General features: G+C 73.2%; 24 protein-coding genes. 21 read left to right on the forward strand and 3 right to left on the reverse strand.

Annotated features, from left to right (window positions below):
• The first annotated feature begins 80 nt into the window (after positions 1-80).
• Positions 81-1901, forward strand: a complete 1821-nt coding sequence (locus ACGFRF_RS28710; protein WP_393745118.1) for a SpoIIE family protein phosphatase — start codon at positions 81-83, stop codon at positions 1899-1901.
• Between the two features lie 27 nt (positions 1902-1928).
• On the forward strand, positions 1929-3161 hold the full coding sequence (hemW, locus tag ACGFRF_RS28715; RefSeq protein WP_393744759.1) for a radical SAM family heme chaperone HemW: 1233 nt from the start codon (positions 1929-1931) through the stop codon (positions 3159-3161).
• Between the two features lie 11 nt (positions 3162-3172).
• Here the strand turns inward: hemW and ACGFRF_RS28720 are convergent, their stop codons facing one another.
• Together ACGFRF_RS28720 and ACGFRF_RS28725 are read right to left on the reverse strand one after the other, a co-directional pair.
• Positions 3173-4042, reverse strand: a complete 870-nt coding sequence (locus ACGFRF_RS28720) for a DUF3097 domain-containing protein (RefSeq protein ID WP_393744761.1) — start codon at positions 4040-4042, stop codon at positions 3173-3175.
• Positions 4043-4076: 34 nt separating this feature from the next.
• Positions 4077-4811 carry an MBL fold metallo-hydrolase gene (locus ACGFRF_RS28725; protein ID WP_393744763.1) on the reverse strand — a complete coding sequence of 245 codons (735 nt, stop codon included), beginning with the start codon at positions 4809-4811 and terminating at the stop codon, positions 4077-4079.
• A 174-nt stretch (positions 4812-4985) separates the two neighbouring features.
• Here ACGFRF_RS28725 and hrcA point away from each other — a divergent pair, with 174 nt between their 5' ends.
• From hrcA to ACGFRF_RS28775, 10 genes are all read left to right on the forward strand, one after another.
• Positions 4986-6002: a heat-inducible transcriptional repressor HrcA gene (gene hrcA, locus ACGFRF_RS28730; protein WP_393744765.1), complete on the forward strand. Its 1017-nt coding sequence runs from the start codon at positions 4986-4988 to the stop codon at positions 6000-6002.
• Positions 6003-7139 carry a molecular chaperone DnaJ gene (dnaJ, locus tag ACGFRF_RS28735; protein WP_393744767.1) on the forward strand — a complete coding sequence of 379 codons (1137 nt, stop codon included), beginning with the start codon at positions 6003-6005 and terminating at the stop codon, positions 7137-7139.
• 138 nt (positions 7140-7277) lie between these two features.
• Positions 7278-8366: a nitronate monooxygenase gene (locus tag ACGFRF_RS28740; RefSeq protein ID WP_393744769.1), complete on the forward strand. Its 1089-nt coding sequence runs from the start codon at positions 7278-7280 to the stop codon at positions 8364-8366.
• Positions 8363-9103 carry a 16S rRNA (uracil(1498)-N(3))-methyltransferase gene (locus ACGFRF_RS28745; RefSeq protein WP_393744771.1) on the forward strand — a complete coding sequence of 247 codons (741 nt, stop codon included), beginning with the start codon at positions 8363-8365 and terminating at the stop codon, positions 9101-9103. The genes ACGFRF_RS28740 and ACGFRF_RS28745 overlap by 4 nt, the downstream gene beginning before the upstream one ends.
• A gap of 18 nt (positions 9104-9121) precedes the next feature.
• Entirely contained in the window at positions 9122-9514 is a 393-nt protein-coding gene (locus ACGFRF_RS28750; RefSeq protein WP_393744773.1) for a VOC family protein, read from the forward strand.
• Positions 9515-9601: 87 nt separating this feature from the next.
• Complete coding sequence (locus ACGFRF_RS28755) at positions 9602-10150, forward strand: hypothetical protein (protein ID WP_393744775.1); 549 nt, start codon at positions 9602-9604, stop codon at positions 10148-10150.
• A 46-nt stretch (positions 10151-10196) separates the two neighbouring features.
• A complete protein-coding gene (locus tag ACGFRF_RS28760) occupies positions 10197-13430 on the forward strand; it encodes a S41 family peptidase (RefSeq protein WP_393744777.1) in 3234 nt (1077 codons plus the stop codon).
• A gap of 92 nt (positions 13431-13522) precedes the next feature.
• Positions 13523-13876, forward strand: a complete 354-nt coding sequence (locus tag ACGFRF_RS28765; RefSeq protein WP_393744779.1) for a histidine triad nucleotide-binding protein — start codon at positions 13523-13525, stop codon at positions 13874-13876.
• A gap of 6 nt (positions 13877-13882) precedes the next feature.
• The gene (locus ACGFRF_RS28770; RefSeq protein WP_393744781.1) at positions 13883-14788 is read left to right on the forward strand and encodes a ribonuclease Z; all 906 of its coding nucleotides are present in this window, start codon (positions 13883-13885) and stop codon (positions 14786-14788) included.
• A 20-nt stretch (positions 14789-14808) separates the two neighbouring features.
• Positions 14809-15813: an adenosine deaminase gene (locus tag ACGFRF_RS28775; protein ID WP_393744783.1), complete on the forward strand. Its 1005-nt coding sequence runs from the start codon at positions 14809-14811 to the stop codon at positions 15811-15813.
• Here the strand turns inward: ACGFRF_RS28775 and ACGFRF_RS28780 are convergent.
• Positions 15765-16994 (reverse strand): MFS transporter, encoded by a 1230-nt coding sequence (locus ACGFRF_RS28780; RefSeq protein WP_393744785.1) that lies wholly within the window; start codon positions 16992-16994, stop codon positions 15765-15767. The genes ACGFRF_RS28775 and ACGFRF_RS28780 overlap by 49 nt on opposite strands.
• 518 nt (positions 16995-17512) lie before the next feature.
• Here ACGFRF_RS28780 and ACGFRF_RS28785 point away from each other — a divergent pair.
• The 9 genes from ACGFRF_RS28785 to ACGFRF_RS28825 all read left to right on the forward strand — a co-directional run bounded on the left by ACGFRF_RS28785 (position 17513) and on the right by ACGFRF_RS28825 (position 25806).
• Positions 17513-18409 carry a 5-dehydro-4-deoxyglucarate dehydratase gene (locus ACGFRF_RS28785; RefSeq protein ID WP_393745120.1) on the forward strand — a complete coding sequence of 299 codons (897 nt, stop codon included), beginning with the start codon at positions 17513-17515 and terminating at the stop codon, positions 18407-18409.
• Positions 18406-19695, forward strand: a complete 1290-nt coding sequence (locus ACGFRF_RS28790; RefSeq protein ID WP_393744787.1) for a glucarate dehydratase family protein — start codon at positions 18406-18408, stop codon at positions 19693-19695. The genes ACGFRF_RS28785 and ACGFRF_RS28790 overlap by 4 nt, the downstream gene beginning before the upstream one ends.
• Positions 19696-19787: 92 nt before the next feature.
• Positions 19788-20912, forward strand: coding sequence for a carbohydrate kinase family protein (locus ACGFRF_RS28795; protein WP_393745122.1), 1125 nt, complete (start codon positions 19788-19790; stop codon positions 20910-20912).
• 142 nt (positions 20913-21054) lie between these two features.
• Positions 21055-22131 (forward strand): PhoH family protein, encoded by a 1077-nt coding sequence (locus tag ACGFRF_RS28800; protein ID WP_393744789.1) that lies wholly within the window; start codon positions 21055-21057, stop codon positions 22129-22131.
• 12 nt (positions 22132-22143) lie between these two features.
• On the forward strand, positions 22144-22641 hold the full coding sequence (gene ybeY, locus ACGFRF_RS28805; RefSeq protein WP_393744791.1) for an rRNA maturation RNase YbeY: 498 nt from the start codon (positions 22144-22146) through the stop codon (positions 22639-22641).
• 9 nt (positions 22642-22650) lie between these two features.
• Entirely contained in the window at positions 22651-23952 is a 1302-nt protein-coding gene (locus tag ACGFRF_RS28810; RefSeq protein ID WP_393744793.1) for a hemolysin family protein, read from the forward strand.
• A complete protein-coding gene (locus ACGFRF_RS28815) occupies positions 23949-24308 on the forward strand; it encodes an MmcQ/YjbR family DNA-binding protein (protein WP_393744795.1) in 360 nt (119 codons plus the stop codon). The genes ACGFRF_RS28810 and ACGFRF_RS28815 overlap by 4 nt, the downstream gene beginning before the upstream one ends.
• Positions 24309-24351: 43 nt before the next feature.
• A complete protein-coding gene (locus ACGFRF_RS28820; protein WP_393744797.1) occupies positions 24352-25371 on the forward strand; it encodes a S66 peptidase family protein in 1020 nt (339 codons plus the stop codon).
• 81 nt (positions 25372-25452) lie between these two features.
• The gene (locus tag ACGFRF_RS28825) at positions 25453-25806 is read left to right on the forward strand and encodes a cytidine deaminase (RefSeq protein ID WP_393744799.1); all 354 of its coding nucleotides are present in this window, start codon (positions 25453-25455) and stop codon (positions 25804-25806) included.
• The last annotated feature ends 71 nt before the right edge of the window (positions 25807-25877 follow it).

Genomic DNA, 25877 nt, shown 5'->3' on the forward strand with positions numbered 1-25877 from the left:
ACCGTTCTCGGCCACGGCTGTCCACTTTGGTGACTCAACGCTCATGCGTGGGGCCTGTCTGTCACCCTGGCCGCATGGACATGGCGGCCATACCGACGCAGCGGGAGAGTTCGGCCCCGGGCCGTGAGGCGCGGGGGCGCGCCACGCTGCCCGGAAGTCCTCTCGCGCCGGCGTCGGCCCGCGCCCTGGTACGGGCTGCGCTGGCCGACGCGCCCGGGGTGCCCGCCCGGCTCGCCGACGACGCCATGGCCGTCGTCAGCGAACTGGTCACCAACGCGGTCGTGCACGCCGGCACCGAACTGGAGGTCGCCTGGCGCCTGGAGGAGTCGGGCGCGTTCGTCGTGGAGGTGTGCGACCAACATCCCTCCCGCGCCCCGCGCGATCCCGTCGGCGGGGAGGCGCCCTACGACGCGGCCGAGTACGGGCGCGGGCTGCGGCTGGTCGCCACCCTCGCGGAGTCCTGGGGCGTCACCTACCGCATCGGTGCCAAGACGGTGTGGGCGCGGCTGCCCCCGGGCGGCAGCGAGACCGCGGACGGGCCCGCCCCGAGCCCGGCCCTGGAGATCGCAGAGGAGCTGGCCCCCCAGCCGCACGGTGCCGACGGCGACCGGGACTGGCTCGGCCGGGGCGCGCTGTCCTTCCTCGCCGAGGCCTCCGACCTGCTCGCCGGACAGCTGGACGAGAACCTGGTCGCCGCCCTCACCGGCCAGCTGATCGTGCCCCGGCTCGCCGACTGGTGCGCGGTGTGGCTGGAGGACGAGGCGACCGCGCGCGGCGGCACGGGCTGCGGCCCGGCCCGGGTCTGGCACGCCAGCGAGGCCCGCATCGAGGAACTGCGGTGCGCCCTGGAGAAGGAGCCGCCGTGCCCGCGCGAGGGGCTGCGCTCCGGCCCGGAACCGTACCCCTGGCCCGGCGACGCGCTCGGTCCCCAGGGCGCTCACGGCACGGCGCTGGCGTACCGGCTGATCGCGGGCGGCCGGCCGCTCGGCACGCTGGTCATCGGCCGGTGCGGGCTGACCCGTTTCCCCGACGAGGTCACCGGGCTCGTCGAGGACCTCGGCCGGCGGGTCGCCCTCGCCATCGGCGCGGCCCGCCAGTACGCCCGCCAGGCCACCATCAGTGCCGTCCTGCAGCGCGGCCTGCTGCCCGGCGCGGTCGCCGAGATCCCCCGGGTGCGCAGTGCGCTCGTCTACGAGCCCTGCGACAAGGGCGGCCCCAGCGGCGACTTCTACGACCTGTTCCCGGCCGGCGACGGCCGCTGGTGCTTCGCCGTCGGCGACGTCCAGGGCAAGGGCCCCGAGGCGGCGGTCGTGATCGGCCTCGCCCGCCCCTGGCTGCGGCTCCTCGCCCGCGAGGGCTACCGCGTCGCCGACGTCCTCGACCGACTCAACCAGCTCCTCCTGGACGACGCGACGGAGGCCGCGGACGCCGCCGCCCGTGCCCTGGTGGCCGCCGGCGGCCGGCCCGTGACGTCCGGGGACGGCCCGCAGACCCGTTTCCTGTCCCTGCTCTACGGCGAGCTGACCCCGCACGACGGCGGTGTCCGCTGCACCCTCGCCTCCGCCGGCCACCCGCTGCCGCTCGTCCTCAGCCCCGACGGCGGCGTGCGCACCGCCGCCCGCCCGCAGACCCTGCTCGGCGTGGTCGAGGACGAGACCTACACGAGCGAGACCCTCGACCTGCGGCCCGGCGACAGTCTGCTGTGCGTCACCGACGGGGTGACCGAGCGCCGCTCCGGCTCCCGCCAGTTCGACGACGGCGACGGGCTCGCGCGGGCCCTGTCCGGTTGTGCGGGCCTGAGCGCGGAGCTGATCGCGGAAAGGATCCGCCGCCTGGTGCACGACTTCGGCGGCGGTCTGCCGGAGGACGACCTGGCCCTGCTGGTGCTCCAGGCCGAGTGACCGCCGTCGTACGTGACAATGGGGGACATGCCTTCCGCACTCCCCGACGGCGAGCCCGTCCCCGCCGACGGCGCGCTGCCCGCCGCCGCGCTCGCCGGGGCCGCCGACCGCCCCCTCGGGTTCTACCTGCACGTCCCGTACTGCGCGACCCGCTGCGGCTACTGCGACTTCAACACCTACACCGCGACCGAGCTGCGCGGGACGGGCGGCGTGCTCGCGTCCCGGGACAACTACGCGGACACGCTGACCGACGAGGTCCGCCTGGCCCGCAAGGTGCTCGGCGACGACCCGCGCGAGGTCCGTACGGTCTTCGTCGGCGGCGGTACGCCGACGCTGCTGGCCGCGGGCGATCTCGTACGGATGCTGGGCGCGATCCGCGACGAGTTCGGTCTCGCGCCGGACGCGGAGATCACGACGGAGGCGAACCCGGAGTCGGTGGACCCGCGGTATCTCGCCACACTCCGGGAGGGTGGCTTCAACCGGATCTCCTTCGGCATGCAGAGCGCGAAGCGGCATGTGCTGAGGATCCTGGACCGCACGCACACCCCGGGCCGCCCCGAGGCGTGTGTGACGGAGGCGCGGGCGGCCGGCTTCGAGCACGTCAACCTCGACCTGATCTACGGCACCCCCGGTGAGTCGGACGACGACTGGCGGGCGTCCCTGGACGCGGCGATCGGCGCCGGCCCCGACCACATCAGCGCCTACGCCCTGATCATCGAGGAGGGCACGCAGCTCGCCCGCCGCATCCGCCGCGGCGAGGTACCGATGACCGACGACGACGTCCACGCCGACCGCTACCTGATCGCCGAGGAGACCCTGTCCGCGGCGGGCTTCGACTGGTACGAGGTCTCCAACTGGGCCACCTCGGAGTCGGGCCGCTGCCTGCACAACGAGCTGTACTGGCGGGGCGCCGACTGGTGGGGCGCGGGACCGGGCGCGCACAGCCATGTGGGCGGGGTGCGCTGGTGGAACGTGAAGCATCCGGGGGCGTACGCGGCGGCCCTCGCCTCCGGCCGCTCACCGGGCGCGGGCCGCGAGCTGCTGTCCGAGGAGGACCGGCGGGTGGAGCGGATCCTGCTGGAGCTGCGGCTGCGGGAGGGGGTGCCGCTGTCGCTGCTGAAGGAGGAGGGGCTGCGCGCTTCCTCGCGGGCTCTGGCGGAGGGCCTGCTCGACGCCGGCCCGTACGAGGAGGGGCGCGCGGTGCTGACGCTGCGCGGGCGCCTGCTGGCGGACGCGGTGGTGCGGGACCTGGTGGACTGAGACCGTCGCGGTTACCGGGCCTGAGCGGGTGCCGTCACGAAGTCGATCAGTTCCTCCACCCGCCCCAGCAGCTCCGGCTCAAGGTCCTTGTAGGACCGCACCCGCCCCAGAATGCCCTGCCAGGCCGCCCCCGTGTTCTCCGGCCAGCCCAGCGCCCGGCACACGCCCGTCTTCCAGTCCTGCCCGCGCGGAACCGTCGGCCAGGCCTCGATCCCCACGGAAGACGGCTTCACGGCCTCCCAGATGTCGATGTACGGGTGGCCGACGACCAGCGCGTGCTCGCTCGTCACCGACTCGGCGATGCGCCACTCCTTCGTGCCCGGCACCAAGTGGTCCACGAGGATGCCCAGCCGCGCGTCCGGTCCCGGCCCGAACTCCGCCACGACCGACGGCAGATCGTCCACGCCCTCCAGGTACTCCACGACCACGCCCTCGACGCGCAGGTCGTCGCCCCACACCTTCTCGACCAGTTCGGCGTCGTGCCGGCCCTCGACGTAGATGCGGCCGGCGCGGGCGACACGCGCGCGTGCGCCGGGGACGGCCACCGAGCCGGATGCCGTACGGGCGGGGCGTACCGGACCCGAGGGGGGCCGTACGAGGGTGACGACCCTGCCCTCCAGCAGGAAGCCGCGCGGCTCCATCGGGAACACCCGGTGCTTGCCGAAGCGGTCCTCCAGGGTCACCGTGCCCGCCTCGCAGCCGATCACCGCCCCGCAGAACCCGGTGCCGGGCTCCTCCACCACCAGCCCCGGCTCGGCCGGTACCTCCGGGACCGGCTTCGGCTTCTTCCACGGCGGTGTCAGGTCGGCGGAGTACACACGAGGGCGCGGGCCCGAAGGGCCCTCGTGGGAAGGGCGGTTGCGGGAGACGGGTGGGCGCATTCGGATGACGATAGGAGAAGCCGCGCACCGAGGCTCACGACACGCCGAAACGCGCTGCCAGCTCCTCGCGTTGCCGTCGTACGAAGCCCGCGTCCACCACCGCTCCGTGCCCGGGCACGTACAGCGCGTCGTCACCGCCCAGCGCCAGCAGCCGGTCCAGCGCGTCCGGCCAGCGGGACGGGACCGCGTCCGGGCCGGCCTGGGGCTCGCCGGACTCCTCGACCAGGTCACCGCAGAAGACCACCTCCGGCCCGCCGGAAACGGAGCCGGGGACCAGGACCGCCAGGTCGTAGGCGGTGTGCCCGGGGCCCACGTTGGCCAGCAGGGCCTGGCGCCCGCCGCCGAGGTCGAGGGTCCACTCGCCGGAGACCAGGTGCCGAGGCGGGCCCAGCGCGTCCACCGCCTCGTCGGCGTCGGCCACCGGCAGCCCGTTGCGGATCGCGTCCAGGCGCAGCTCCCCGCGCTCGTGGGCGAACACCGCGTCGACGCCCACCGCCGCGTACACCTCGGTCCCGGCGAACGCGGCCGTCCCGAAGACGTGGTCGAAGTGGGGATGGGTGAGCGCGAGATGGGTCACACGGCCGCCGGACAGCTCCTGGGCCCGGGCCCGCACCCGCGCCCCTTCGGCCAGGCTCGAGCCGGCGTCCACCACCAGTGCCGTACCCTCGCCGAGGATCAGGCCCACCGTGCAGTCCCAGCCGGGCAGCCGGCACCGCCCGACACCGGCGGCCAGCCGTTCCCACCCCAGCTCTTCCCAAGTCACCGTCATACCGCGACGCTAGCGGTACGCGGGGTTACGAGCCGGTAGGGACGGGACCCGACCTTGCCCAGTGCGTACCTGACAGCCGTACACTGGGCCGGGGAAGTCTGGCACTCGCACGGGAAGAGTGCCAGGCGGACGACCTGACGGGCCGAGGGGACGACGTGCTGGAGGTGCGCGCGGATGCTGAGTGAACGCAGGCTGCAGGTGCTGCGCGCGATCGTCCAGGACTACGTCGGCACCGAGGAGCCGGTGGGTTCCAAGGCGCTCACCGAGCGGCACAACCTCGGCGTCTCCCCGGCGACCGTCCGAAACGACATGGCCGCCCTGGAGGACGAGGGGTACATCGCCCAGCCGCACACCAGCGCCGGGCGCATCCCCACCGACAAGGGCTACCGGCTGTTCGTGGACAAGCTCGCGGGCGTCAAGCCGATGACCGCGCCCGAGCGGCGGGCGATCCAGAGCTTCCTGGAGGGCGCCGTCGACCTCGACGACGTCGTGGCGCGCACGGTGCGGCTGCTCGCGCAGCTGACCCGGCAGGTCGCCGTCGTGCAGTACCCGTCGCTGACCCGGTCCACCGTCCGGCACGTGGAGCTGCTCTCGCTCGCTCCCGCGCGCGTGATGCTCGTGCTGATCACGGACACCGGCCGGGTCGAGCAGCGGATGGTCGACTGCCCGGCGCCGTTCGGCGAGACCTCGCTGGCGGATCTGCGGGCCCGGCTGAACAGCCGGGTCGCGGGCCGCCGGTTCACGGACGTGCCGAGACTGGTCGAGGACCTGCCGGACGCCTTCGAGCCGGAGGACCGCGGTACGGTCTCCACGGTGCTCTCCACTCTCCTGGAGACACTCGTCGAGGAGAACGAGGAGCGGCTGATGATCGGCGGCACCGCCAATCTCACCCGCTTCGGGCACGACTTCCCCCTCACGATCCGGCCCGTCCTGGAGGCCCTGGAGGAGCACGTCGTGCTCCTCAAGCTCCTCGGCGAGGCCAAGGACCCCGGCGTGACCGTGCGCATCGGCCACGAGAACGCCCATGAAGGACTCAACTCCACCTCCGTGGTGTCGGTCGGCTACGGTTCGGGCGGCGAGGCGGTTGCCAAGCTCGGCGTGGTCGGACCGACCCGCATGGACTACCCGGGAACGATGGGAGCGGTACGCGCAGTGGCACGGTACGTCGGACAGATCCTGGCGGAGTCTTAAGTGGCCACGGACTACTACGCCGTTCTCGGCGTGCGCCGCGACGCGTCGCAGGATGAGATCAAGAAGGCGTTCCGTCGGCTCGCGCGCGAGCTGCACCCGGACGTCAACCCCGATCCGAAGACCCAGGAGCGGTTCAAGGAGATCAACGCCGCTTACGAGGTGCTGTCGGACCCGCAGAAGAAGCAGGTCTACGACCTCGGCGGCGATCCGCTCTCCCAGTCGGGCGGCGCGGGCGCGGGCGGCTTCGGGGCCGGTGGCTTCGGCAACTTCTCCGACATCATGGACGCGTTCTTCGGTACGGCGTCGCAGCGCGGGCCACGCTCGCGCACCCGGCGCGGCCAGGACGCGATGATCCGTATCGAGGTCGAGCTGGACGAGGCCGCGTTCGGTACGACCAAGGACATCCAGGTCGACACCGCGGTCGTCTGCAACACCTGCAACGGCGAGGGCGCGGCTCCGGGCACCTCCGCCCAGACGTGTGACATGTGCCGCGGCCGGGGCGAGGTCTCCCAGGTCACGCGGTCCTTCCTGGGCCAGGTCATGACCTCGCGGCCCTGCCCGCAGTGCCAGGGCTTCGGAACCGTGGTGCCGACGCCGTGCCCCGAGTGCGCGGGTGACGGGCGCGTACGGTCGCGGCGCACGCTCACCGTGAAGATCCCGGCCGGTGTCGACAACGGCACGCGGATCCAGCTCGCCGGTGAGGGCGAGGTCGGGCCGGGCGGTGGTCCGGCCGGTGACCTGTACGTCGAGATCCACGAGCTGCCGCACCCGACCTTCCAGCGGCGCGGCGACGACCTGCACTGCACGGTCACGATCCCGATGACCGCGGCGGCGCTCGGTACGAAGGTGCCGCTGGAGACGCTGGACGGGATGGAGGAGGTCGACATCCGGCCCGGCACCCAGTCCGGTCAGTCGATCCCGCTGCACAACCGTGGCGTCACGCATCTGCGGGGCGGCGGCCGGGGTGACCTCGTCGTCCACGTGGAGGTCCAGACCCCGACCAAGCTCGACCCGGAGCAGGAACGCCTGCTGCGCGAGCTGGCCAAGCTGCGGGGCGAGGAGCGGCCCACGGGGCAGTTCCAGCCGGGGCAGCAGGGGCTGTTCTCGCGGCTGAAGGACGCGTTCAACGGTCGCTGAGAGGCCGGCCCCCGGGAAGGCACTGTCAGCCGGGGCGGCGGAGGCCGGACGGGGTGCCCCGGCACCCCGTATGCCGGTGTCCTATGCCACCGGAAGCCTGGGTTCGGACTTGTTCGGGCGACGTGACACCATGCGGTCATGTCCTCCGCGCTGACCGATCTCTTCCCTCACCCGATCGTGCAGGCCCCCATGGCGGGCGGTGTCTCCGTCCCGCAGCTCGCCGCCGCCGTCTCCGAGGCCGGTGGTCTCGGGTTCCTCGCCGCCGGGTACAAGACCGCCGACGGGATGTACCAGGAGATCAAGCAGCTGCGAGGGCTCACGGGCCGCCCCTTCGGCGTGAACGTGTTCATGCCGCAGGCCGAGTACGCCGAGTCCGGGGCCGTGGAGATGTACGCGCACCAGCTGGCCGGCGAGGCCGCCTGGTACGAGACCGAGCTGGGCGACCCGGACTGCGGCCGGGACGACGGCTACGACGCCAAGCTCGCCGTCCTCCTGGACAACCCGGTGCCGGTGGTCTCGTTCCACTTCGGCGTGCCGAGCCGGGAGGTGCTGGACTCGTTGCGCCGGGCCGGAACCTTCACGCTGGTCACCGCCACCACCGCCGAGGAGGCCCGCGCGGTCGAGCGGGCCGGGGCCGGCGCGGTGATCGCCCAGGGCGTGGAGGCCGGCGGCCACCAGGGAACGCATCGGGACCTTGCCGAGAACGACCGCGCCGGCATCGGACTGCTGTCGCTGATCGCGCAGGTCCGCGAGGCCGTGAGCATCCCGATCGTCGCCGCCGGCGGCATCATGCGCGGCGGCCAGATCGCCGCCGTCCTCGCGGCGGGCGCGAGCGCGGCCCAGCTGGGCACCGCCTTCCTCGCCACCCCCGAGTCCGGCGCCCACACCCTGCACAAGCAGGCGCTGACCAACCCCCTGTACGCGCGCACCGAGCTGACCCGCGCCTTCACCGGCCGCCCGGCCCGCGCACTGGTCAACCGCTTCCTGCGCGAGCACGGCCCGTACGCCCCCGCCGCCTACCCGGAGATCAACCACCTGACCGCGCCGCTGCGCAAGGCCGCCGCCAAGGCCGGGGACGCGCAGGGCATGGCGATGTGGGCGGGGCAGGGCCACCGGATGGCCCGGGAGCTGCCGGCCGGACGGCTGGTGGAGGTGCTGGCGGCCGAACTCGCCGAGGCGCGGACAGCGTTGTCGGAGCGTCCCGGGACCGGGGGTGACCGGCGGTGACCAAGCCCGTCTTCGTCGTGGACCAACTCGACCCCGTCGGCCCCGAGTTCGTGCTCGAGGGCCCCGAGGGGCGGCACGCCGTGTCCGTGAAGCGGCTGCGGCCGGGCGAGGACGTGGTCCTCACCGACGGGCGCGGCCGCTGGACCGAGGGTGTCGTCAAGGCGGCCGAGGGCAAGGACCGGCTGGTGGTCATGGACCTGGAGTCCGTCCACGCGGAGCCCCCGGCCACCCCGCGGATCACCGTCGTCCAGGCCCTGCCCAAGGGCGACCGCGGCGAACTCGCCGTGGAGACGATGACCGAGGTCGGCGTCGACGCCATCGTGCCCTGGCAGGCGTCCCGTTGTATCACCCAGTGGAAGGGCGACCGCGGGCTGAAGGCCCTCGGCAAGTGGCGGGCCACCGCCCGCGAGGCCGGCAAGCAGTCCCGCCGGGTCCGCTTCCCCGAGGTCGCGGACGCGGCGACGACCAGACAGGTCGGCGCGCTTCTCGCCGAGGCCGACTTCGCCGCCGTGCTCCACGAGAGCGGCGAGGAGCGGCTGGCCACCGCTGAACTGCCTACCCACGGCGAGATCGTGCTGGTCGTCGGGCCCGAAGGCGGCGTCTCACCGCAGGAGCTGGCGCTGTTCGCGCAGGCGGGTGCGAAGCCGTACGTCCTCGGTCCTACCGTGTTGCGCACATCCACCGCCGGCACCGCCGCCGCGGCCCTCCTGCTGGGACGCACCGGCCGCTGGTCCTGACACCGCCTGGGGGACACCGTGGAACTCGCCCAAGTCCGGCTCCTGGTCACCGACTTCGCCGCCTGCTACCGCTTCTACTGCGACGTCCTCGGCCTCAACCCGCAGTCCGGCATGGCGGAGGGCCCGTACGAGAAGTTCAGCCCGCACGCGGGCTCCGCCGGGATCGCGCTGCAGGACCGGGCGATGATGGCCGAGGTCCTGGACGAAGTGGGCGAGACCGCCACCGGCCACCGCTCCCTGGTCGTGCTGCGCGTGGACGGCCTCGACGCCTACTGCGCGGAGATCACCTCCCGGGGCGCCACCCTGCTGCACGGACCGGCCCCCCTGACCGACCGCATGCGCGTGGCCCATCTCAAGGACCCCGAGGGCAACCTGGTCGAACTCCAGGAGTGGCTGCTGCTGCGCGGCTGACGGCCACGCGGGCACCGGGCCCCACGAACGGGTGAGTGACCGTATGCGGCCTTTCGCCCCGCCCGTTCCGGTGGCACGCTGCCCTTCATGGGGGCATGGAGACTGATGCGGCGCGGGCCGCGCGGGACGCGGGCGGTGGCCGTCGCGGGCCTGGTCGTGACGGCCGGTGGTGTCATGGTGGCCTGCCGGCCGGGCGATCTCAGCACCGTGACCGCCGCCTACACCACCGACACGACCGCCACCGCCCGGCTCGAACGGCAGCACGTGGACGTGCGTTGGCTCACCTGCACCGGCGACTACCGCACCGGCGGCACGGCGGACAGGAACCCCTCGCCGACCGAGTCCACCGTCGTCTCCGTCGACTGCCGGGGCGAGACCGAGGACGGGCGGAGGATCACCGTCACCGGCAAGGTGACCAAGGCGGTCGACGGCGCCTGCGTGCGCGGTGACCTGACGGCCGAGGTCGGCGGCAGGCAGGTGTTCCACGTGACCGGGCTCGGCGACTGCGACGCCACGCCCGGACCGACCTACCGCCCGCCCACCGGGGGGCAGCCGCGGCCCACCGTCACGGTCACCGTCACCCAGACCGTCTGGTGCGAGCGCTACCCCACCTGCCGGCCCGTCGAGGGCAAGTGATCGGAACCGGGAGCGGGGCGCACCGGCCGCTGCGTACAGTGACGGGGTGACTCAGGGTGCTTCGACGGGAACCACGGAATCCTCCGCCTACCTCCGATTTCCCCATCTGCGCGGCGACTTGGTGACGTTCGTCGCCGAGGACGACGTCTGGCTCGCGCCCCTCGACGGCGGCCGCGCCTGGCGGGTCAGCGCCGACAACATGCCGGTGACCCGCCCCCGGATCTCGCCGGACGGGCGGCACCTCGCCTGGACCTCCACCCGGGACGGGGCGCCCGAGGTGCATGTCGCCCCCCTCGACGGGGGCCCCGCCGAGCGGCTGACGTACTGGGGCAACGTCCGTACGCAGGTGTGCGGTTGGACCACCGACGGGCGGGTGCTCGCGCTCGGCGCGCAGGGCCGGCCCAGCTTCCGCCACAGTTGGGCGCACGCCGTCCCGCTGGACGGCGGACCGGCCGAGACCCTCCCGTACGGACCGGTCGGCGATGTGGCGTCCGGGCCGGCCACCGTGCTGCTGTCCGCGCCGATGGGCCGCGAGGCCGCCTACTGGAAGCGCTACCGCGGCGGCACGGCGGGCAAGCTGTGGATCGACCGTGCCGCCGCGGGCGACGAGGGCGCCGGCGATTTCGTGCGGCTGCACGAGGAGATCGACGGGAACATCGAGTGCCCGGTGTGGGTGGGGGACCGGATCGCGTTCCTCTCCGACCACGAGGGCACGGGTGCGCTGTACTCCTCCCTCGCCGACGGTTCCGACCTGCGCCGGCACACGCCCCTCGGCGGCTTCTACGCCCGGCACGCGGCCGGAGACGGCAACCGGGTCGTCTACAACTGTGCCGGTGAACTCTGGCTGCTGGACGACCTGGAGGGAGCCGAGCCGCGCCGGCTGGAGGTACGGCTCGGCGGACCCCGCGTGGACCTGCGGCCGTATCCGGTGAACGCCTCCCGCTGGTTCGGGGAGGCATCCCCCGACCACACCGCCCGGGGCAGCGCCGTCTGCGTGCGCGGCGGCGTCCACTGGGTCACCCACCGCTCCGGTCCCGCCCGCGCCCTGGCAGCCACCCCCGGCGTCCGCGCCCGGATGCCCCGCACCTTCCGCGCCGAGGGCGAGGAGTGGGCGGTGTGGGTGACGGACGCGGAGGGCGACGACGCCCTGGAGTTCGCCCCCGCCACCGGTACCGTGCCCGGCGCCCCGCCCCGCCGGCTCGCCGCCGGGCAGCTCGGCCGGGTCCTGGAGCTGGCCGTGTCACCCGACGGCAGCCGGGTGGCCGTCGCCGCGCACGACGGACGGCTGCTGCTCGTCGAGCGGGAGACCGGCGAGGTCCGCGAGGTCGACCGCAGCGACGACGGCGAGGTATCCGGGCTCGCCTTCTCCCCCGACTCCGCCTGGCTGGCCTGGGCCCACCCCGGCCCACGCCCGCTGTCCCAGCTGCGGATCGCCCACACCACCGACCTGTCGGTCACCGAGGCGACCCCGCTGCGCTTCCAGGACTACGCGCCCGCCTTCACCCTCGACGGCAGACACCTCGCCTTCCTCTCCAACCGCGCCTTCGACCCGGTCTACGACGAGCACGTCTTCGACCTCGCGTTCGTGGTCGGCGCCCGGCCGCACCTGATCACGCTGGCCGCCCTCACCCCGTCCCCGTTCGGCCCGCAGCGGCACGGCCGCCCCTTCGAGACCCCCGACAAGGACGAGACCCCCGACAGCGAGGGCACCCCCGCCACCCGCATCGACCTCGAAGGCCTCGCCGACCGGATCGTGCCCTTCCCGGTCGAGGCCGGCCGCTACTCCGCCCTGCGGGCCGCCAAGGACGGCGTCCTCTGGCTGCGCCACCCGGTGCAGGGCGTCCTCGGCGCCTCCCGCGCCCACCCCGAGGACCCCGACCCGCACACCGAGCTGGAGCGCTACGACCTGGCCCAGCGCCGCCTGGAGCACCTGGCCTCCGACGTCGACCACTTCGAGGTCAGCGGCGACGGCAAACGCGTCCTGCTGTGGAGCGACGGCCGGCTGCGGGTCGTCCCCAGCGACCGCCGTACCGGCAGCGACGACGACGGCGACACCAGCGTCACCGTCGACCTGGCCCGGGTCCGGCAGACCGTCGACCCGGCCGCCGAATGGCGGCAGATGTACGAGGAGACCGGCCGCCTCATGCGCGACCACTTCTGGCGGCCCGACCTCGGCGGCGTCGACTGGGACGGTGTCCTCGCCCGCTACCGGCCGCTGCTGGCCCGGCTCGCCACCCACAGCGACCTGGTCGACCTGCTGTGGGAGGTGCAGGGCGAACTCGGCACCTCGCACGCCTACGTCAGCCCGCGCGGCGGCCGAGGCGGTGGCGCCCGGCACGGTCTGCTCGGTGCCGACATCTCCCGCCACGAGGACGGCAGCTGGCGCATCGACCGCATCCTGCCCGCGGAGACCTCCGACCCGGACGCCCGCTCCCCGCTCGCCGCCCCCGGCGTCGCCGTACGCCCCGGCGACGCGATCGTCGCCGTCGCCGGGCACCCCGTCGACCCGGTGACCGGCCCCGGCCCGCTCCTCGTCGGCACGGCCGGCCACCCCGTCGAGCTGACCGTCTCCCCGGCGGGCGGCGGCGAGCCGCGCCACACGGTCGTCGTGCCCGTCGCCGACGAGGAACCGCTGCGCTACCACGCCTGGGTCGCCGACCGCCGCGCCCATGTCCACGCGGCCTCCGCCGGCCGGCTCGGCTACCTCCACGTCCCCGACATGCAGGCCCCCGGCTGGGCGCAGATCCACCGCGACCTGCGCGTGGAGGTCGCCCGGGAGGGGCTCGTGGTCGACGTCCGCGAGAACCGCGGCGGCCACACCTCCCAGCTCGTGGTGGAGAAGCTGGCCCGCCGGATCATCGGCTGGGACCTGGCCCGTGGCATGCGTCCCACCAGCTACCCGCTCGACGCGCCCCGCGGCCCCGTCGTCGCCGTCGCCAACGAGTTCTCCGGCTCCGACGGCGACATCGTCAACGCGGCCATCAAGGCCCTCGGTATCGGCCCGGTCGTCGGCACCCGCACCTGGGGCGGTGTCATCGGGATCGACAGCCGCTACCACCTGGTCGACGGCACCCTGGTCACCCAGCCCAAGTACGCGATCTGGCTGGAGGGCGTCGGGTGGGACGTCGAGAACCACGGGGTGGACCCGGACGTGGAGGTCGTACAGAGGCCGCAGGACTGGGCCTCCGCCACGGATGCCCAGTTGGACGCGGCCGTCCGGCTCGCACTGGAGGCACTGGAGGAACGGCCCGCGCGAACCCCGCCCGGCCTGCCGACCTGAGGGGCGGGGAACTGCGCGATCAACCCCCACCGGCCCGCGGACGAACGACTACGATGCACCGGTATCGATCACCAGCGTGAGGAGGCACACGCATGGCCGGCGAACCGCAGAGCGACTGCCTGTTCTGCAAGATCGTGGCGGGAGAGGTCCCGGCCACGATCGTCCGCGAAACCGAGACAACCGTGGCCTTCCGTGACATAAACCCCCAGGCTCCCACCCACATCCTGGTGATCCCGAAGGCTCACTACGAGAACGCCGCCGCGCTGGCGGCCGGTGCGCCGGAACTCGCCGCCGACGTCCTCGCCGCCACCCAGGCCGTGGCGGACGAGGAAAAACTCGAGAGCTACCGCACCGTCTTCAACACCGGCAGCGGCGCCGGCCAGACCGTCTGGCACGCCCACGCGCACATCCTCGGCGGCCGTGGCCTGGAATGGCCCCCCGGGTAAGGCGCCATGTCCGTCCGTGAACTGGTGGTCCTCGGCACCGCCAGCCAGGTCCCGACCCGGCACCGCAACCACAACGGCTACCTGCTGCGGTGGGACGGCGAGGGCATCCTGTTCGACCCCGGCGAGGGCACGCAGCGGCAGATGCTGCGCGCCGGGGTCGCCGCGCACGACCTGAACCGGCTGTGCGTCACGCACTTCCACGGCGACCACTCCCTGGGCCTCGCCGGGGTCATCCAGCGGATCAACCTCGACCAGGTCCCGCACGAGGTCACCGCGCACTACCCGCGCTCCGGGCAACGCTTCTTCGACCGGCTGCGCTATGCCACGGCCTACCGGGAGACGGTCCGCCTCACCGAGGCCCCGGTCGCCGCCGACGGCACCCTCGCGGTGACCGGCTCGTACACCCTGGAAGCCCGCAAGCTGTCCCACCCGGTCGAGTCCTACGGCTACCGCCTGACCGAACCCGACGGCCGCCGCATGCTGCCCGACCGCCTCGCCGCGCACGGGATCAAGGGCCCGGACGTGGGACTCCTCCAGCGCGAGGGCCGGCTCGGGGACGTGCGGCTGGAGGAGGTCAGCGAGGTCCGGCGCGGGCAGCGGTTCGGGTTCGTCATGGACACCCGGCTGTGCGACGGGGTGCACGCGCTCGCCGAGGGCTGCGACCTGCTCGTCATCGAGTCCACCTTCCTCGACGAGGACGCCGCACTGGCCGTGGACCACGGGCACCTGACGGCGGGCCAGGCCGCCGCGGTGGCCCGGGACGCGGGCGTACGGCACCTGGTCCTCACCCACTTCAGCCAGCGCTACTCCGACCCCGGGGAGTTCGAGCGGCAGGCACGGGCGGCGGGGTTCGAGGGGGAGCTGACCGTGGCCCACGACCTGCTGCGGGTACCGGTTCCGAAACGGCGGTAAATCACCCGTACGATGCTTTGATGCCCCTCCCGAAAGCAGAACTGCACCTCCATATCGAAGGCACGCTGGAGCCTGAGCTGGCGTTCGAGCTGGCCGCCCGCAACGGCGTCGAGCTGCCCTACGCCGACACGGACGAACTGCGCGAGGCGTACCGGTTCGAGGACCTCCAGTCCTTCCTGAACCTGTACTACGAGCTGATGGCCGTCCTGCGTACCGAGCGGGACTTCGCGGACCTGGCGGACGCCTACCTCGCCCGGGCCGCCGCGCAGGGCGTGCGGCACGCGGAGATCTTCTTCGACCCGCAGGCCCACCTCGCCCGGGGCGTGTCCATGGGCACGGTCGTGGAGGGGCTGTGGCGGGCGCTCGGCCGCAGCGAGGACAACCACGGGATCTCCACCCGGCTCATCCTGTGCTTCCTGCGCGACGAGTCCGCCGAGTCGGCGCTGCGGACCCTGGAGGCGGCCGAGCCGTACCTGGACCGGATCACCGGGGTCGGCCTGGACTCCGCCGAGGTCGGGCATCCGCCGGTGAAGTTCCGCCGGGTGTACGAGGCCGCCGCCGCGCTGGGGCTGCGCCGCGTCGCGCACGCCGGTGAGGAGGGGCCGCCGGAGTACATCACCGAGGCGCTCGACGTGCTCGGTGTGGAGCGCGTCGACCACGGCCTGCGCTGCATGGAGGACCCGGCCCTGGTCGAGCGGCTGGTCCGGGACCGCGTCCCGCTCACCTTGTGCCCGCTGTCCAACGTCCGGCTGCGCACCGTGGACACCCTGGCCGACCACCCGCTGCCGGCCATGCTCGACGCCGGCCTGCTGTGCACGGTCAACTCCGACGACCCCGCCTACTTCGGCGGGTACGCGGGCGACAACTTCGAGGCGGTGCGCGCGGCGCTGGGCCTGGGGGAGGACCGGCTGCGCGAGCTGGCCCGCAACTCCTTCCTCGCCTCCTTCCTGGAGGACGACGAGGAGCGGCGCGCCCGTTACCTCGCCGAGGTCGAGGCGTACGAGTTCGCAGAAGCGGTGTCGTAGGCCCGCTGGGCGGGCACGGCGGGCGTCTCCACCGGGAGTTCCACGACCGGCAGCGGACGCCTGCCCGTGCGCAGCGCCACCGCCGTCATCGGCACGGCGATCAGGAGCAGTCCGGCGCCGAGGAGCAGGCCCATCACCGGGAACCCCGCCCACCCGGCCAGCACGCTCCCGGTCAGCGGGCCCGCCGCCGTGCCCAGCGACGACGCCGAGCCGACCAGCACCGCCCAGCGGCCCCGCGGGTCCAGGGAGGCGGCCAGGCCGATGACGTACGACAGCACCACCGGGTACAGCAGGTTCCAGGAGATCTCGCCCGCCGCGAACGCCGGCAGGTCCCTCGCCGACGCGCTGAGCGCGATGCAGCCGGCGATGAGTGCCGTACCGGCGCCGATGGGTACCGCCCGGCCCAGCCGGGGGCCGAGCGCGCCCGCGCCCAGCACGCCGAGCAGCCCGGCGCCGAGCGCGACCGCGAAGACCGCCCCGACGGTGACCTCGCCGAGATGGGCCTGGTCGAGGCCGATGCGGCCGCTGACGCCCCAGAGGGCGTTCTGGGCGAGGGACCAGCAGGGCATGGCGGCGGCCAGCAGCAGGCCGGCGCGGAGACGGGGGAGCCGGCCGAGGTGCTCGGCGCGGCGGTGGGCCGGGGCCGTGCGGCCGGGCAGGCGGCCGGTGAGCGGCCAGACGGCGAGCGCGGTCAGCGCGATGGCGGCCGGCGGGAGGCCGTGGCCCGGGCCGAGGCGGGGGATCGTCAGATAGAGGATGCCGGCGAGGGCGGATACGCCGAGCAGGCCGAGCGTGGTGACGCGGTGCGGGTCGCGCTGCGCGGCGATGCCGCTCGCGGCGACCGCCGTGACCGTGCCGGACCCGAAGCCGCCGGCCAGTGCGCCCGCGACGACGGCCGGGACGGACCCGGTGAGGGCGGCGCCGCCGTAGCCGAGGAAGGCGAGGGCGAGGCCGGCGCGGGCGAGCGTGCGGGGGCCGATCCGGTCCACCCGGGCCGCCAGCAGGAAGCCCGCCGTCGCCGAACTCAGCAGCAGGGCACTGCCGATGGCCCCGGCCTCGGTGGCGGTGAGCGGAAGCCCGCTGTCGAGTCTGCCGACGGTGGTCGGCAGCAGGTAGGGGGCGAGATAGCCGGCCGTGAAAAGGGCGACGAGGGGCCAGGGCAGGGTGCGGGCGGCGGACACGGGCGTTCCCAGGGCAGGCGGAAGGAGCGGCTCGGACGAGCCGGAAGAGGGGGAGGGGCGACGACCGTCGACGGACAGGAACGCGCGAGCAAGTTGTATCAAGCACGCGGTTCGAGTAGAAGGTGGGGGCCAGTGATCCGGGTCACTGTCGGTTTGCCGACGGCTGACGGGGGTAAAAGCCGTCGCTTGTCTGGCCGTTCGTCGGCTCCTCCGGGCGTGCGCTATAGTTGATCACGTCGCGGTGACCGGAAGTCCCGGTGCCAGACCGTGCGTTGGTGGTCCAAGGAAAGACGCCCCGCTTCCTGCGGGGAGATGCAGGTGCAAGGCCTGCCCGGCGCTCCAGACGAGCCCCATCCCGCTGTGTGCGGGGTGGGGCTCTTTCGTTTGCCCTCCCATTGACGCCCCCGTGTTCGTGTATCTAGCCTCTGTTCTCATACGTAGACGGCATTCATAAGGGGAGATGTCAGGTGGGCGGCGACCCGGCTCCGCAGGACGTGGCGCGGCGACTGCGGGAGGGGATGGCGCGCGGCGTGCTGTCCTTCCCGCTCACCGCCTTCCATGACGACGGCACCCTCGACCCCGACGGCTTCCGCGCCCACGTGGCCCACCGGCTCGCCGCCGGTCCCGGTGCCGTCTTCCCGGCGTGCGGCACCGGGGAGTTCTTCTCGCTGGACGAGGAGGAGTACCGGACGGTCGTGGGCACCACCGTGGCGGAGGCGGCCGGGCGGGTGCCGGTCGTGGCCGGTACCGGGTACGGCTGGGCGCAGGCCGCCCGGTTCGCACGGATCGCCGAGGAGGCCGGCGCCGACGCCCTGCTCGTCCTGCCGCACTACCTCGTCGACGCCCCGCAGGACGGCCTGGCCGCCCAGCTGGAGCGGCTCGCCGCCCGCACCCGGCTGCCGCTGATCGCCTACCAGCGGGGCCAAGTCGCCTATACGGTGGATTCGTTGCGGCGCATCGCGCGCATCCCGAACGTCATCGGCCTCAAGGACGGCCACAGTGACCTCGACCGGCTCCAGCGCCTCACCCTCGCCGCACCCGACGGCTTCCTCTTCTTCAACGGCGCCGCCACCGCCGAGATCCAGGCCCGCGCCTACGCCACCGTCGGCGTCCCCGCCTACTCCTCCGCCGTGCACGCCTTCGCCCCCGAGATCGCCGGCGCCTTCTTCACCGCGCTCCAAGACGACGACCACGGCACCGCGGACAAGCTGCTGCGCGCGTTCTACGTCCCCTTCGTCGAACTCCGCGACCGCGCACCCGGCTACGCCGTGTCCCTGGTGAAGGCCGCGGCCCGGCTGCGGGGGCAGCGGGTCGGCCCCGTACGCGCCCCGCTCACCGAACCCTCGCCCGCCGACCTCGCCGACCTCAAGGCCCTGCTCACCGCCGGACTCGACCTCGTAGGAGCCTCCCTGTGACCCGTGACCTGACCATCACCGAGGTGCGGCTGACACCGATCCTGGTCGCCGACCCGCCGCTGCTCAACACCCAGGGCGTGCACCAGCCGTACACCCCCCGGCTGATCGTGGAGATCGTCACGGCCGAGGGCATCACCGGGCTCGGCGAGACGTACGGCGACACCAAGTACCTGGAACTGGCCCGCCCGCTGGCCGAGCGACTCCCGGGCCGGTCGGTCATGGACGTGAACGCCTTGTTCGCGATGGACCTCGACGTCGACGAGTCGCGGGTCAGGGGCGCCGTGGACGCCGGCGGGCTGCGCGGGGTGCAGAGCGCCGACAAACTGCGACTGTCGGTGCTGTCCGCCTTCGAGGTCGCCTGTCTGGACGCCCAGGGCAAGGCGTTCGGGGTGCCGGTGCACGCGCTGCTCGGCGGCAAGGTCCGCGACGCCGTCGAGTACAGCGCCTACCTCTTCTACAAGTGGGCCCGGCACCCGGCGGGCGCTGCGGCCGAGCCGGACGAGTGGGGCGCCGCCCTCGACCCGGCGGGAGTCGTCGCGCAGGCACGGGAGTTGCAGCGGCGGCACGGGTTCGGCTCGTTCAAGCTCAAGGGCGGTGTCTTCCCGCCCGACGAGGAGATCGCCGCCGTACGCGCCCTCGCCGACGCCTTCCGCGGGCACCCGCTGCGGCTCGACCCCAACGGCGCGTGGTCGGTCGCCACCTCGCTGAAGGTGGCGAAGGAACTCGGGGACCTCCTGGAGTACCTGGAGGACCCGACGCTGGGCACGCCCGCCATGGCCGAGGTGTCCGCGGGCACGCACGTCCCCCTCGCCACCAACATGTGCGTGACCACCTTCGGCGAGATCAAGGAGGCCTTCACCAAGGACGCCGTCCAGGTCGTGCTCTCCGACCACCACTACTGGGGCGGGCTGCGCAACACCCAGCACCTCGCCGCGCTCTGCGCCGCCTTCGGGGTCGGGGTGTCCATGCACTCCAACACCCACCTCGGCATCAGCCTCGCCGCCATGACCCACGTGGCGTCGACCGTGCCGAACCTCCACCACGCCTGCGACTCCCACTACCCCTGGCAGTCGGAGGACGTCCTCACCGAGCGGCTCGCCTTCACCGAGGGCCGGGTCGCCGTCTCCGACGCCCCCGGCCTCGGCGTCGCCCTCGACCGGGACGAACTGGCCCGGCTGCACCGGCGTTGGGCCGAGGACGACGGCTCGCTGCGGGACCGCGACGACGCGGCGGCGATGCGGGCGGCCGAACCGGGGTGGCGGACACCGGTGATGCCCCGCTGGTGACGGGTGGCACGGGCGATTCCGGTGGGTGACCTGGTGCACACTGGCCAGAACCGCACCACGTCAGGGAGCGCACCGTGACCCCGTCGCACACGATCGCCGGAGAGGAACCGGAACACCTCACGCAGGCCGCGCGCTGTCAGGCCCAGGTCGACCCGCTCGCCGGCTTGCGCGCCCCCGGCGACCCGCCCTGGGACGTCTACCTCACGGGCACGGTCTTCCTCGACATCATCTTCACCGGCCTGGACTCGGCGCCCGTGCGCGGCACCGAGTCCTGGGCCCGGGGGATGGGCTCCAGCCCCGGCGGCGTCGCCAACATGGCGGCCGCCCTCGCCCGCCTCGGCCTGAAGACCTCCCTCGCCGCCGCCTTCGGCGACGACCACTACGGCGACTACTGCTGGGACGCGCTCGCCCAGGGCGAGGGCATCGACCTGTCGCCCTCGCGGACCGTGCCCGGCTGGCACTCCCCGGTGACCGTCTCCATGGCGTACGAGGGCGAGCGCACCATGGTGTCCCACGGGCACGAGCCGCCCCCCGAGGAGCCGGCGCCGGACTTCCCGCCCCGGGCACGCGCGGCCGTCGCCTCCCTCACGCCGGGGCGCCGGGCGCCGTGGATCGCCCAGGCCGCGCGCGCGGGCACCCGGATCTTCGCCGACGTGGGCTGGGACGAGACCGGCGCGTGGGACCTGTCCGGCCTCGCCGACCTGGAGCACTGCGAGGCGTTCCTGCCGAACGCGGAGGAGGCGAAGCGGTACACCGGCACCGACTGTCCGCGGCTCGCCGCGCATGCCTTGACCGAGTACGTGCCGGTGGCCGTGGTGACCCTCGGCTCCGAGGGGGCCTACGCGGTGGACCGGCGCACGGGGGAGGCCGCGGAGGTGCCGGCGATCGCCGTGGAGGCGCTGGATCCGACGGGGGCGGGGGACGTGTTCGTCGCCGGGTTCGTGACGGGCTCCCTGGCGGGGTGGCCGCTGGCCGACCGGCTGGCCTTCGCGGGGCTCACCGCGGCGCTGTCGGTCCAGGAGTTCGGGGGCTCGCTCTCCGCGCCGGGGTGGTCGGAGATCGGGGCCTGGTGGCGGCGGGTGCAGTCCCTGCCCGGGCAGGAACCGAGGGCGTTGCAGAGGTACGCGTTCCTCGACGGGCTGGTGCCGGAGGTGCTGGACCGGCCGTGGCCGTTGCGGCGGGCCGTGCCGACCATCGGGTTCCGCCGGTCCGGCTGAGCGCGGTGGAGAAGCGCACGAGCGGCTGCCCGGCGAAAACTCCTACAGGCTTGTCAGCCCCCCGTCGTACCCTGGAAGCGCGAGGCCGCCCTCAGCTATGCGGCCGTGACGAGGAGGAAGCGCAGGCCTTAAGCGCCGGCCCATGACAGAGACACCCACAGCTCACACCCCCGCGCAGGAGCAGGCGAGAGCGCAGTTCACCGTCCCCGCCCAACACCCCATGGTGACCGTGCTGGGTTCCGGCGACTCCCTCCTGCGTGTGATCGAGAAGGCCTTCCCGGCAGCCGACATCCATGTCCGGGGCAATGAGATCAGCGCGGTCGGCGACCCCGTGGACGTCGCCCTCATCGCGCGTGTGTTCGACGAGATGATGCTGGTGCTCCGCACCGGGCAGCCGATGACGGAGGACGCAGTGGAACGCTCGATCGCGATGCTCAAGGCGAGCGAGAACGGGACGAGCGACGGCCCGGAGACCCCGGCCCAGGTGCTGACGCAGAACATCCTGTCCTCGCGCGGCCGCACGATCCGCCCCAAGACCCTCAACCAGAAGCGGTACGTCGACGCGATCGACAAGCACACGATCGTCTTCGGCATCGGCCCCGCCGGTACCGGCAAGACCTACCTGGCCATGGCCAAGGCCGTGCAGGCCCTGCAGTCCAAGCAGGTCAACCGGATCATCCTGACCCGTCCGGCGGTCGAGGCCGGCGAGCGGCTCGGCTTCCTGCCCGGCACGCTCTACGAGAAGATCGACCCCTACCTGCGCCCGCTGTACGACGCGCTGCACGACATGCTCGACCCGGACTCGATCCCGCGGCTGATGGCCGCCGGGACGATCGAGGTCGCGCCGCTCGCGTACATGCGCGGCCGCACGCTCAACGACGCCTTCATCATCCTGGACGAGGCCCAGAACACCAGCCCCGAACAGATGAAGATGTTCCTCACCCGCCTCGGCTTCGACTCGAAGATCGTGATCACGGGTGACGTGACCCAGGTGGACCTGCCCAACGGGCAGAAGTCCGGTCTCAGGCAGGTGCAGGAGATCCTGGAGGGCGTCGAGGACGTCCACTTCTCCCGGCTGTCGTCCCAGGATGTCGTACGGCACAAGCTGGTGGGCCGTATCGTCGACGCGTACGAGCAGTACGACAGCAAGTACGGCACCGAGAACGGCGCACCCAAGGGCGGCCGTGGCAAGCCCGGCGCCAAGGCCAAGGGGAAGTAGACCAGCACGACCATGTCGATCGACGTCAACAACGAGTCCGGCACCGAGGTAGACGAGCAGGCGATCCTCGACGTCGCCCGCTACGCGCTCGCGCGGATGCGCATCCACCCGCTCTCCGAGCTCTCGGTGATCGTCGTGGACGCCGACGCCATGGAGCAGCTGCACATCCAGTGGATGGACCTGCCCGGGCCCACCGATGTCATGTCGTTCCCGATGGACGAGCTGCGACCGCCCACGAAGGACGACGACGAGCCGCCGCAGGGGCTGCTCGGCGACATCGTGCTGTGCCCGGAGGTCGCCGCCAAGCAGGGCGCGGAGGCGCCGACGCAGCACTCCATGGACGAGGAGCTGCAATTGCTCACCGTCCACGGCGTGCTGCACCTGCTCGGGTACGACCACGAGGAGCCCGACGAGAAGGCCGAGATGTTCGGGCTCCAGGCCGCCATCGTGGACGGGTGGCGGGCCGAGCGCGGCCTGACCGGGCCGTCCCCGGCGCCGACCGTCTCGTAAGCGGGCCGTATGTCTCCGCAGATCGTGGTCGGGGCGATCGCGCTGGTCGTCGTCGCCTGGCTCGCCGCCTGCGCGGAGGCGGGCCTGGCCCGGGTCTCCAGCTTCCGCGCCGAGGAGGCCGTCAAGTCCGGCCGGCGCGGCAGCGGCAGGCTCGCCCAGATCGCCGCCGACCCCACCCGCTACCTCAACGTGGCCCTGCTGGTCCGTGTCGCCTGCGAGATGGCTGCCGCGGCCCTGGTGACCTATGCCTGCCTGCAGCAGTTCGAGGCCACCTGGGAGGCCCTGCTCGTCGCCATCGGCGTGATGGTCCTGGTGTCGTACGTCGCCGTCGGCGTCTCCCCGCGCACCATCGGCCGCCAGCACCCGCTGAACACCGCGACCGCGGCGGCGTACGTGCTGCTGCCGCTCGCCCGGATCATGGGGCCCATCCCGTCCCTGCTCATCCTGATCGGCAACGCCCTCACCCCGGGCAAGGGCTTCCGGCGCGGCCCCTTCGCCTCCGAGGCGGAGCTGCGCGCCCTGGTCGACCTCGCCGAGAAGGAGTCCCTGATCGAGGACGACGAGCGCCGGATGGTGCACTCGGTCTTCGAGCTGGGCGACACCCTCGTCCGCGAGGTCATGGTCCCGCGCACCGACCTGGTCGTCATCGAGCGGTACAAGACCATCCGGCAGGCCCTCACCCTCGCCCTGCGTTCCGGGTTCTCCCGGATCCCGGTCACCGGTGAGAGCGAGGACGACATCGTCGGGATCGTGTACCTGAAGGACCTGGTCCGCAAGACGCACATCAGCCGGGACGCGGAGGGCGACCTGGTGTCCACGGCCATGCGCCCGGCCGTCTTCGTACCCGACACCAAGAACGCCGGCGACCTGCTGCGCGAGATGCAGAAGGACCGCAACCACGTCGCCGTCGTCATCGACGAGTACGGCGGCACCGCCGGGATCGTCACCATCGAGGACATCCTGGAGGAGATCGTCGGCGAGATCACCGACGAGTACGACCGGGAACTGCCGCCCGTCGAGGACCTCGGCGACGACCGGTACCGGGTCACCGCCCGCCTCGACATCACCGACCTCGGCGAGCTGTACGGCCTGGAGGAGTACGACGACGAGGACGTGGAGACCGTCGGCGGACTGCTCGCCAAGGCCCTCGGCCGGGTCCCCATCGCCGGCGCGTCCGCCCCGGTCGAACTGCCCGACGGGCGCAGCCTGAAGCTGACGGCGGAGGCCGCGGCCGGACGGCGGAACAAGATCGTCACGGTCCTGGTGGAACCGGTCCCCGTGCCGGTCGCCGAGGAGGACGAGCCCGAGTGACCCCCCAGGAGCTGCGCGCCTGCTGCCTGTCCTTCAACGCGGCCGTGGAGGACTTCCCGTTCGATGCGAAGACCTCGGTCTTCAAGGTGCTGGGCAAGATGTTCGCCCTGACCGACCTGGACGCGCGGCCCCTGAGGGTCAACCTCAAGTGCGACCCGGAGGACGCCCTCCGGCTGCGCGGTGAGCACGAGGGACTGATCGTCCCCGGCTGGCACATGAACAAGCGCCACTGGAACACCGTGACCGTCGACGGCGGCCTGCCGGACCGGCTGGTTTGCGAGCTGATCGAGGACTCCTACGATCTTGTCGTCGCCGGGCTGCCGAGGGCGGAGCGGCTGCGGCTGGACCGGCCGTAAACCTCTTCCCGGGGCCGGCTGACCGCATGTCAGAATCCGGCGCATGACTGTTCGATACCCGCGCCCGCTGCGCCCCGGTGACCGAATCGGTGTGACCTCCCCGTCCAGCGGGGTGGCCGAGACGCTGCGAGGCCGTCTCGACGTCGCGCTGGGCGACCTCGAGGCGCGAGGGTACGAGGTGGTCGTCGGCCGGTGCATGGACGGCTCCACGCACCTCAGCGCCCCGGCCGCCGAGCGCGCCGCCGAACTGACCGACATGCTGACCGACCCCACGATCCGGGCCGTGGTGCCTCCGTGGGGCGGGGAGACCGCGATCGACCTGCTGCCGTTGCTCGACTTCGAGCGGATCGGGCGGGCCGAGCCGACGTGGATGGTCGGCTGGTCCGACATCTCCACGATCATCACGCCGCTGACCCTGCTCACCGGGGTCGCGACCGTCCACGGCAACAACCTCATGGACACCCCGTACCGGACGCCCGAGGGACTGAAGTCCTGGCTGGACATCGTGGCCGCGCCCCGAGGAGAGACGTTCTCGCAGACACCGCCGGGGCGGCACCGGTGCGGCGGCTGGGACGACTGGGCCCAGCACCCCGGGATCCGCGACCTCACCCTGGACGCCGAGGGCACCTGGACCCGGCTCGACGGCACCGGTGACGTGGAGGTCGAAGGGCGGCTGATCGGCGGCTGCATCGAGACCCTCGGCCATCTCGCGGGGACGCCCTACCTGGACACCTCGCGCCTCGCCGGGGACGAGCCGCTGCTCGTCTACGTCGAGGCCTGCGAGGACAACGCCTTCTCCATCTGCCGCCACCTGCACGGCATGCGCCTGGCCGGGTTCTTCGACCGCGCGGCCGCCGTCCTCGTGGGCCGCACGCGCGCCCCCGCCGGCCGCACCCTCACCCAGTACGAGGCCGTCCTCGACGCGCTCGGTCCGCTGGGCGTGCCGATCGTCGCCGATGTCGAGTGCGGGCACGTCCCGCCCCACCTCCCGCTGGTGAACGGCGCACGTGCCCGTGTGGTGCACACGGCCGCGCGCAGCGAGATCGTCCAGACGCTGGCCTGACTCCGGCGCCGCCCCGGGCCGGCCGGGGTGCCGGGTACCCCGTGGCGGGGTGAACCCGCCGCGGCTTCGTATGCTCTGGGCATGACCGAGAGCAGCGCGCTTGATCCCGAGGACCGCAAGATCGTCACCCTGGCCCGTTCCGCGCGGGCCCGCAACGGTGTCCCCGAGGGGGCGGCCGTACGGGACGAGACGGGGCGTACGTACGTCGCCGGGTCGGTGGAGCTCGCTTCGCTGAAGCTGAGTGCGCTGCGGACCGCGGTGGCGATGGCCGTGGCCTCGGGGGCGCGGTCCTTGGAGGCGGCGGCGGTGGTGAGTGACGCCGAGGCGGTGCCGGGCGAGGACCTGGCCGCCGTTGCCGACCTCGGCGGCGCGGGGACGCCTGTGCTGCTCGCCTCTCCGGACGGCACCGTTCAGCTGACCGTACCCGCGGGTTGAGGCACCAGGGGGGCCGCCCCCTGGACCCCGTTCCGTCCCACCGGCTCATGACGGCCGGCCGGGAGGCGACC

The organism is Streptomyces sp. NPDC048521 (genome assembly GCF_043199855.1).
Taxonomy (GTDB): Bacteria; Actinomycetota; Actinomycetes; order Streptomycetales; family Streptomycetaceae; genus Streptomyces.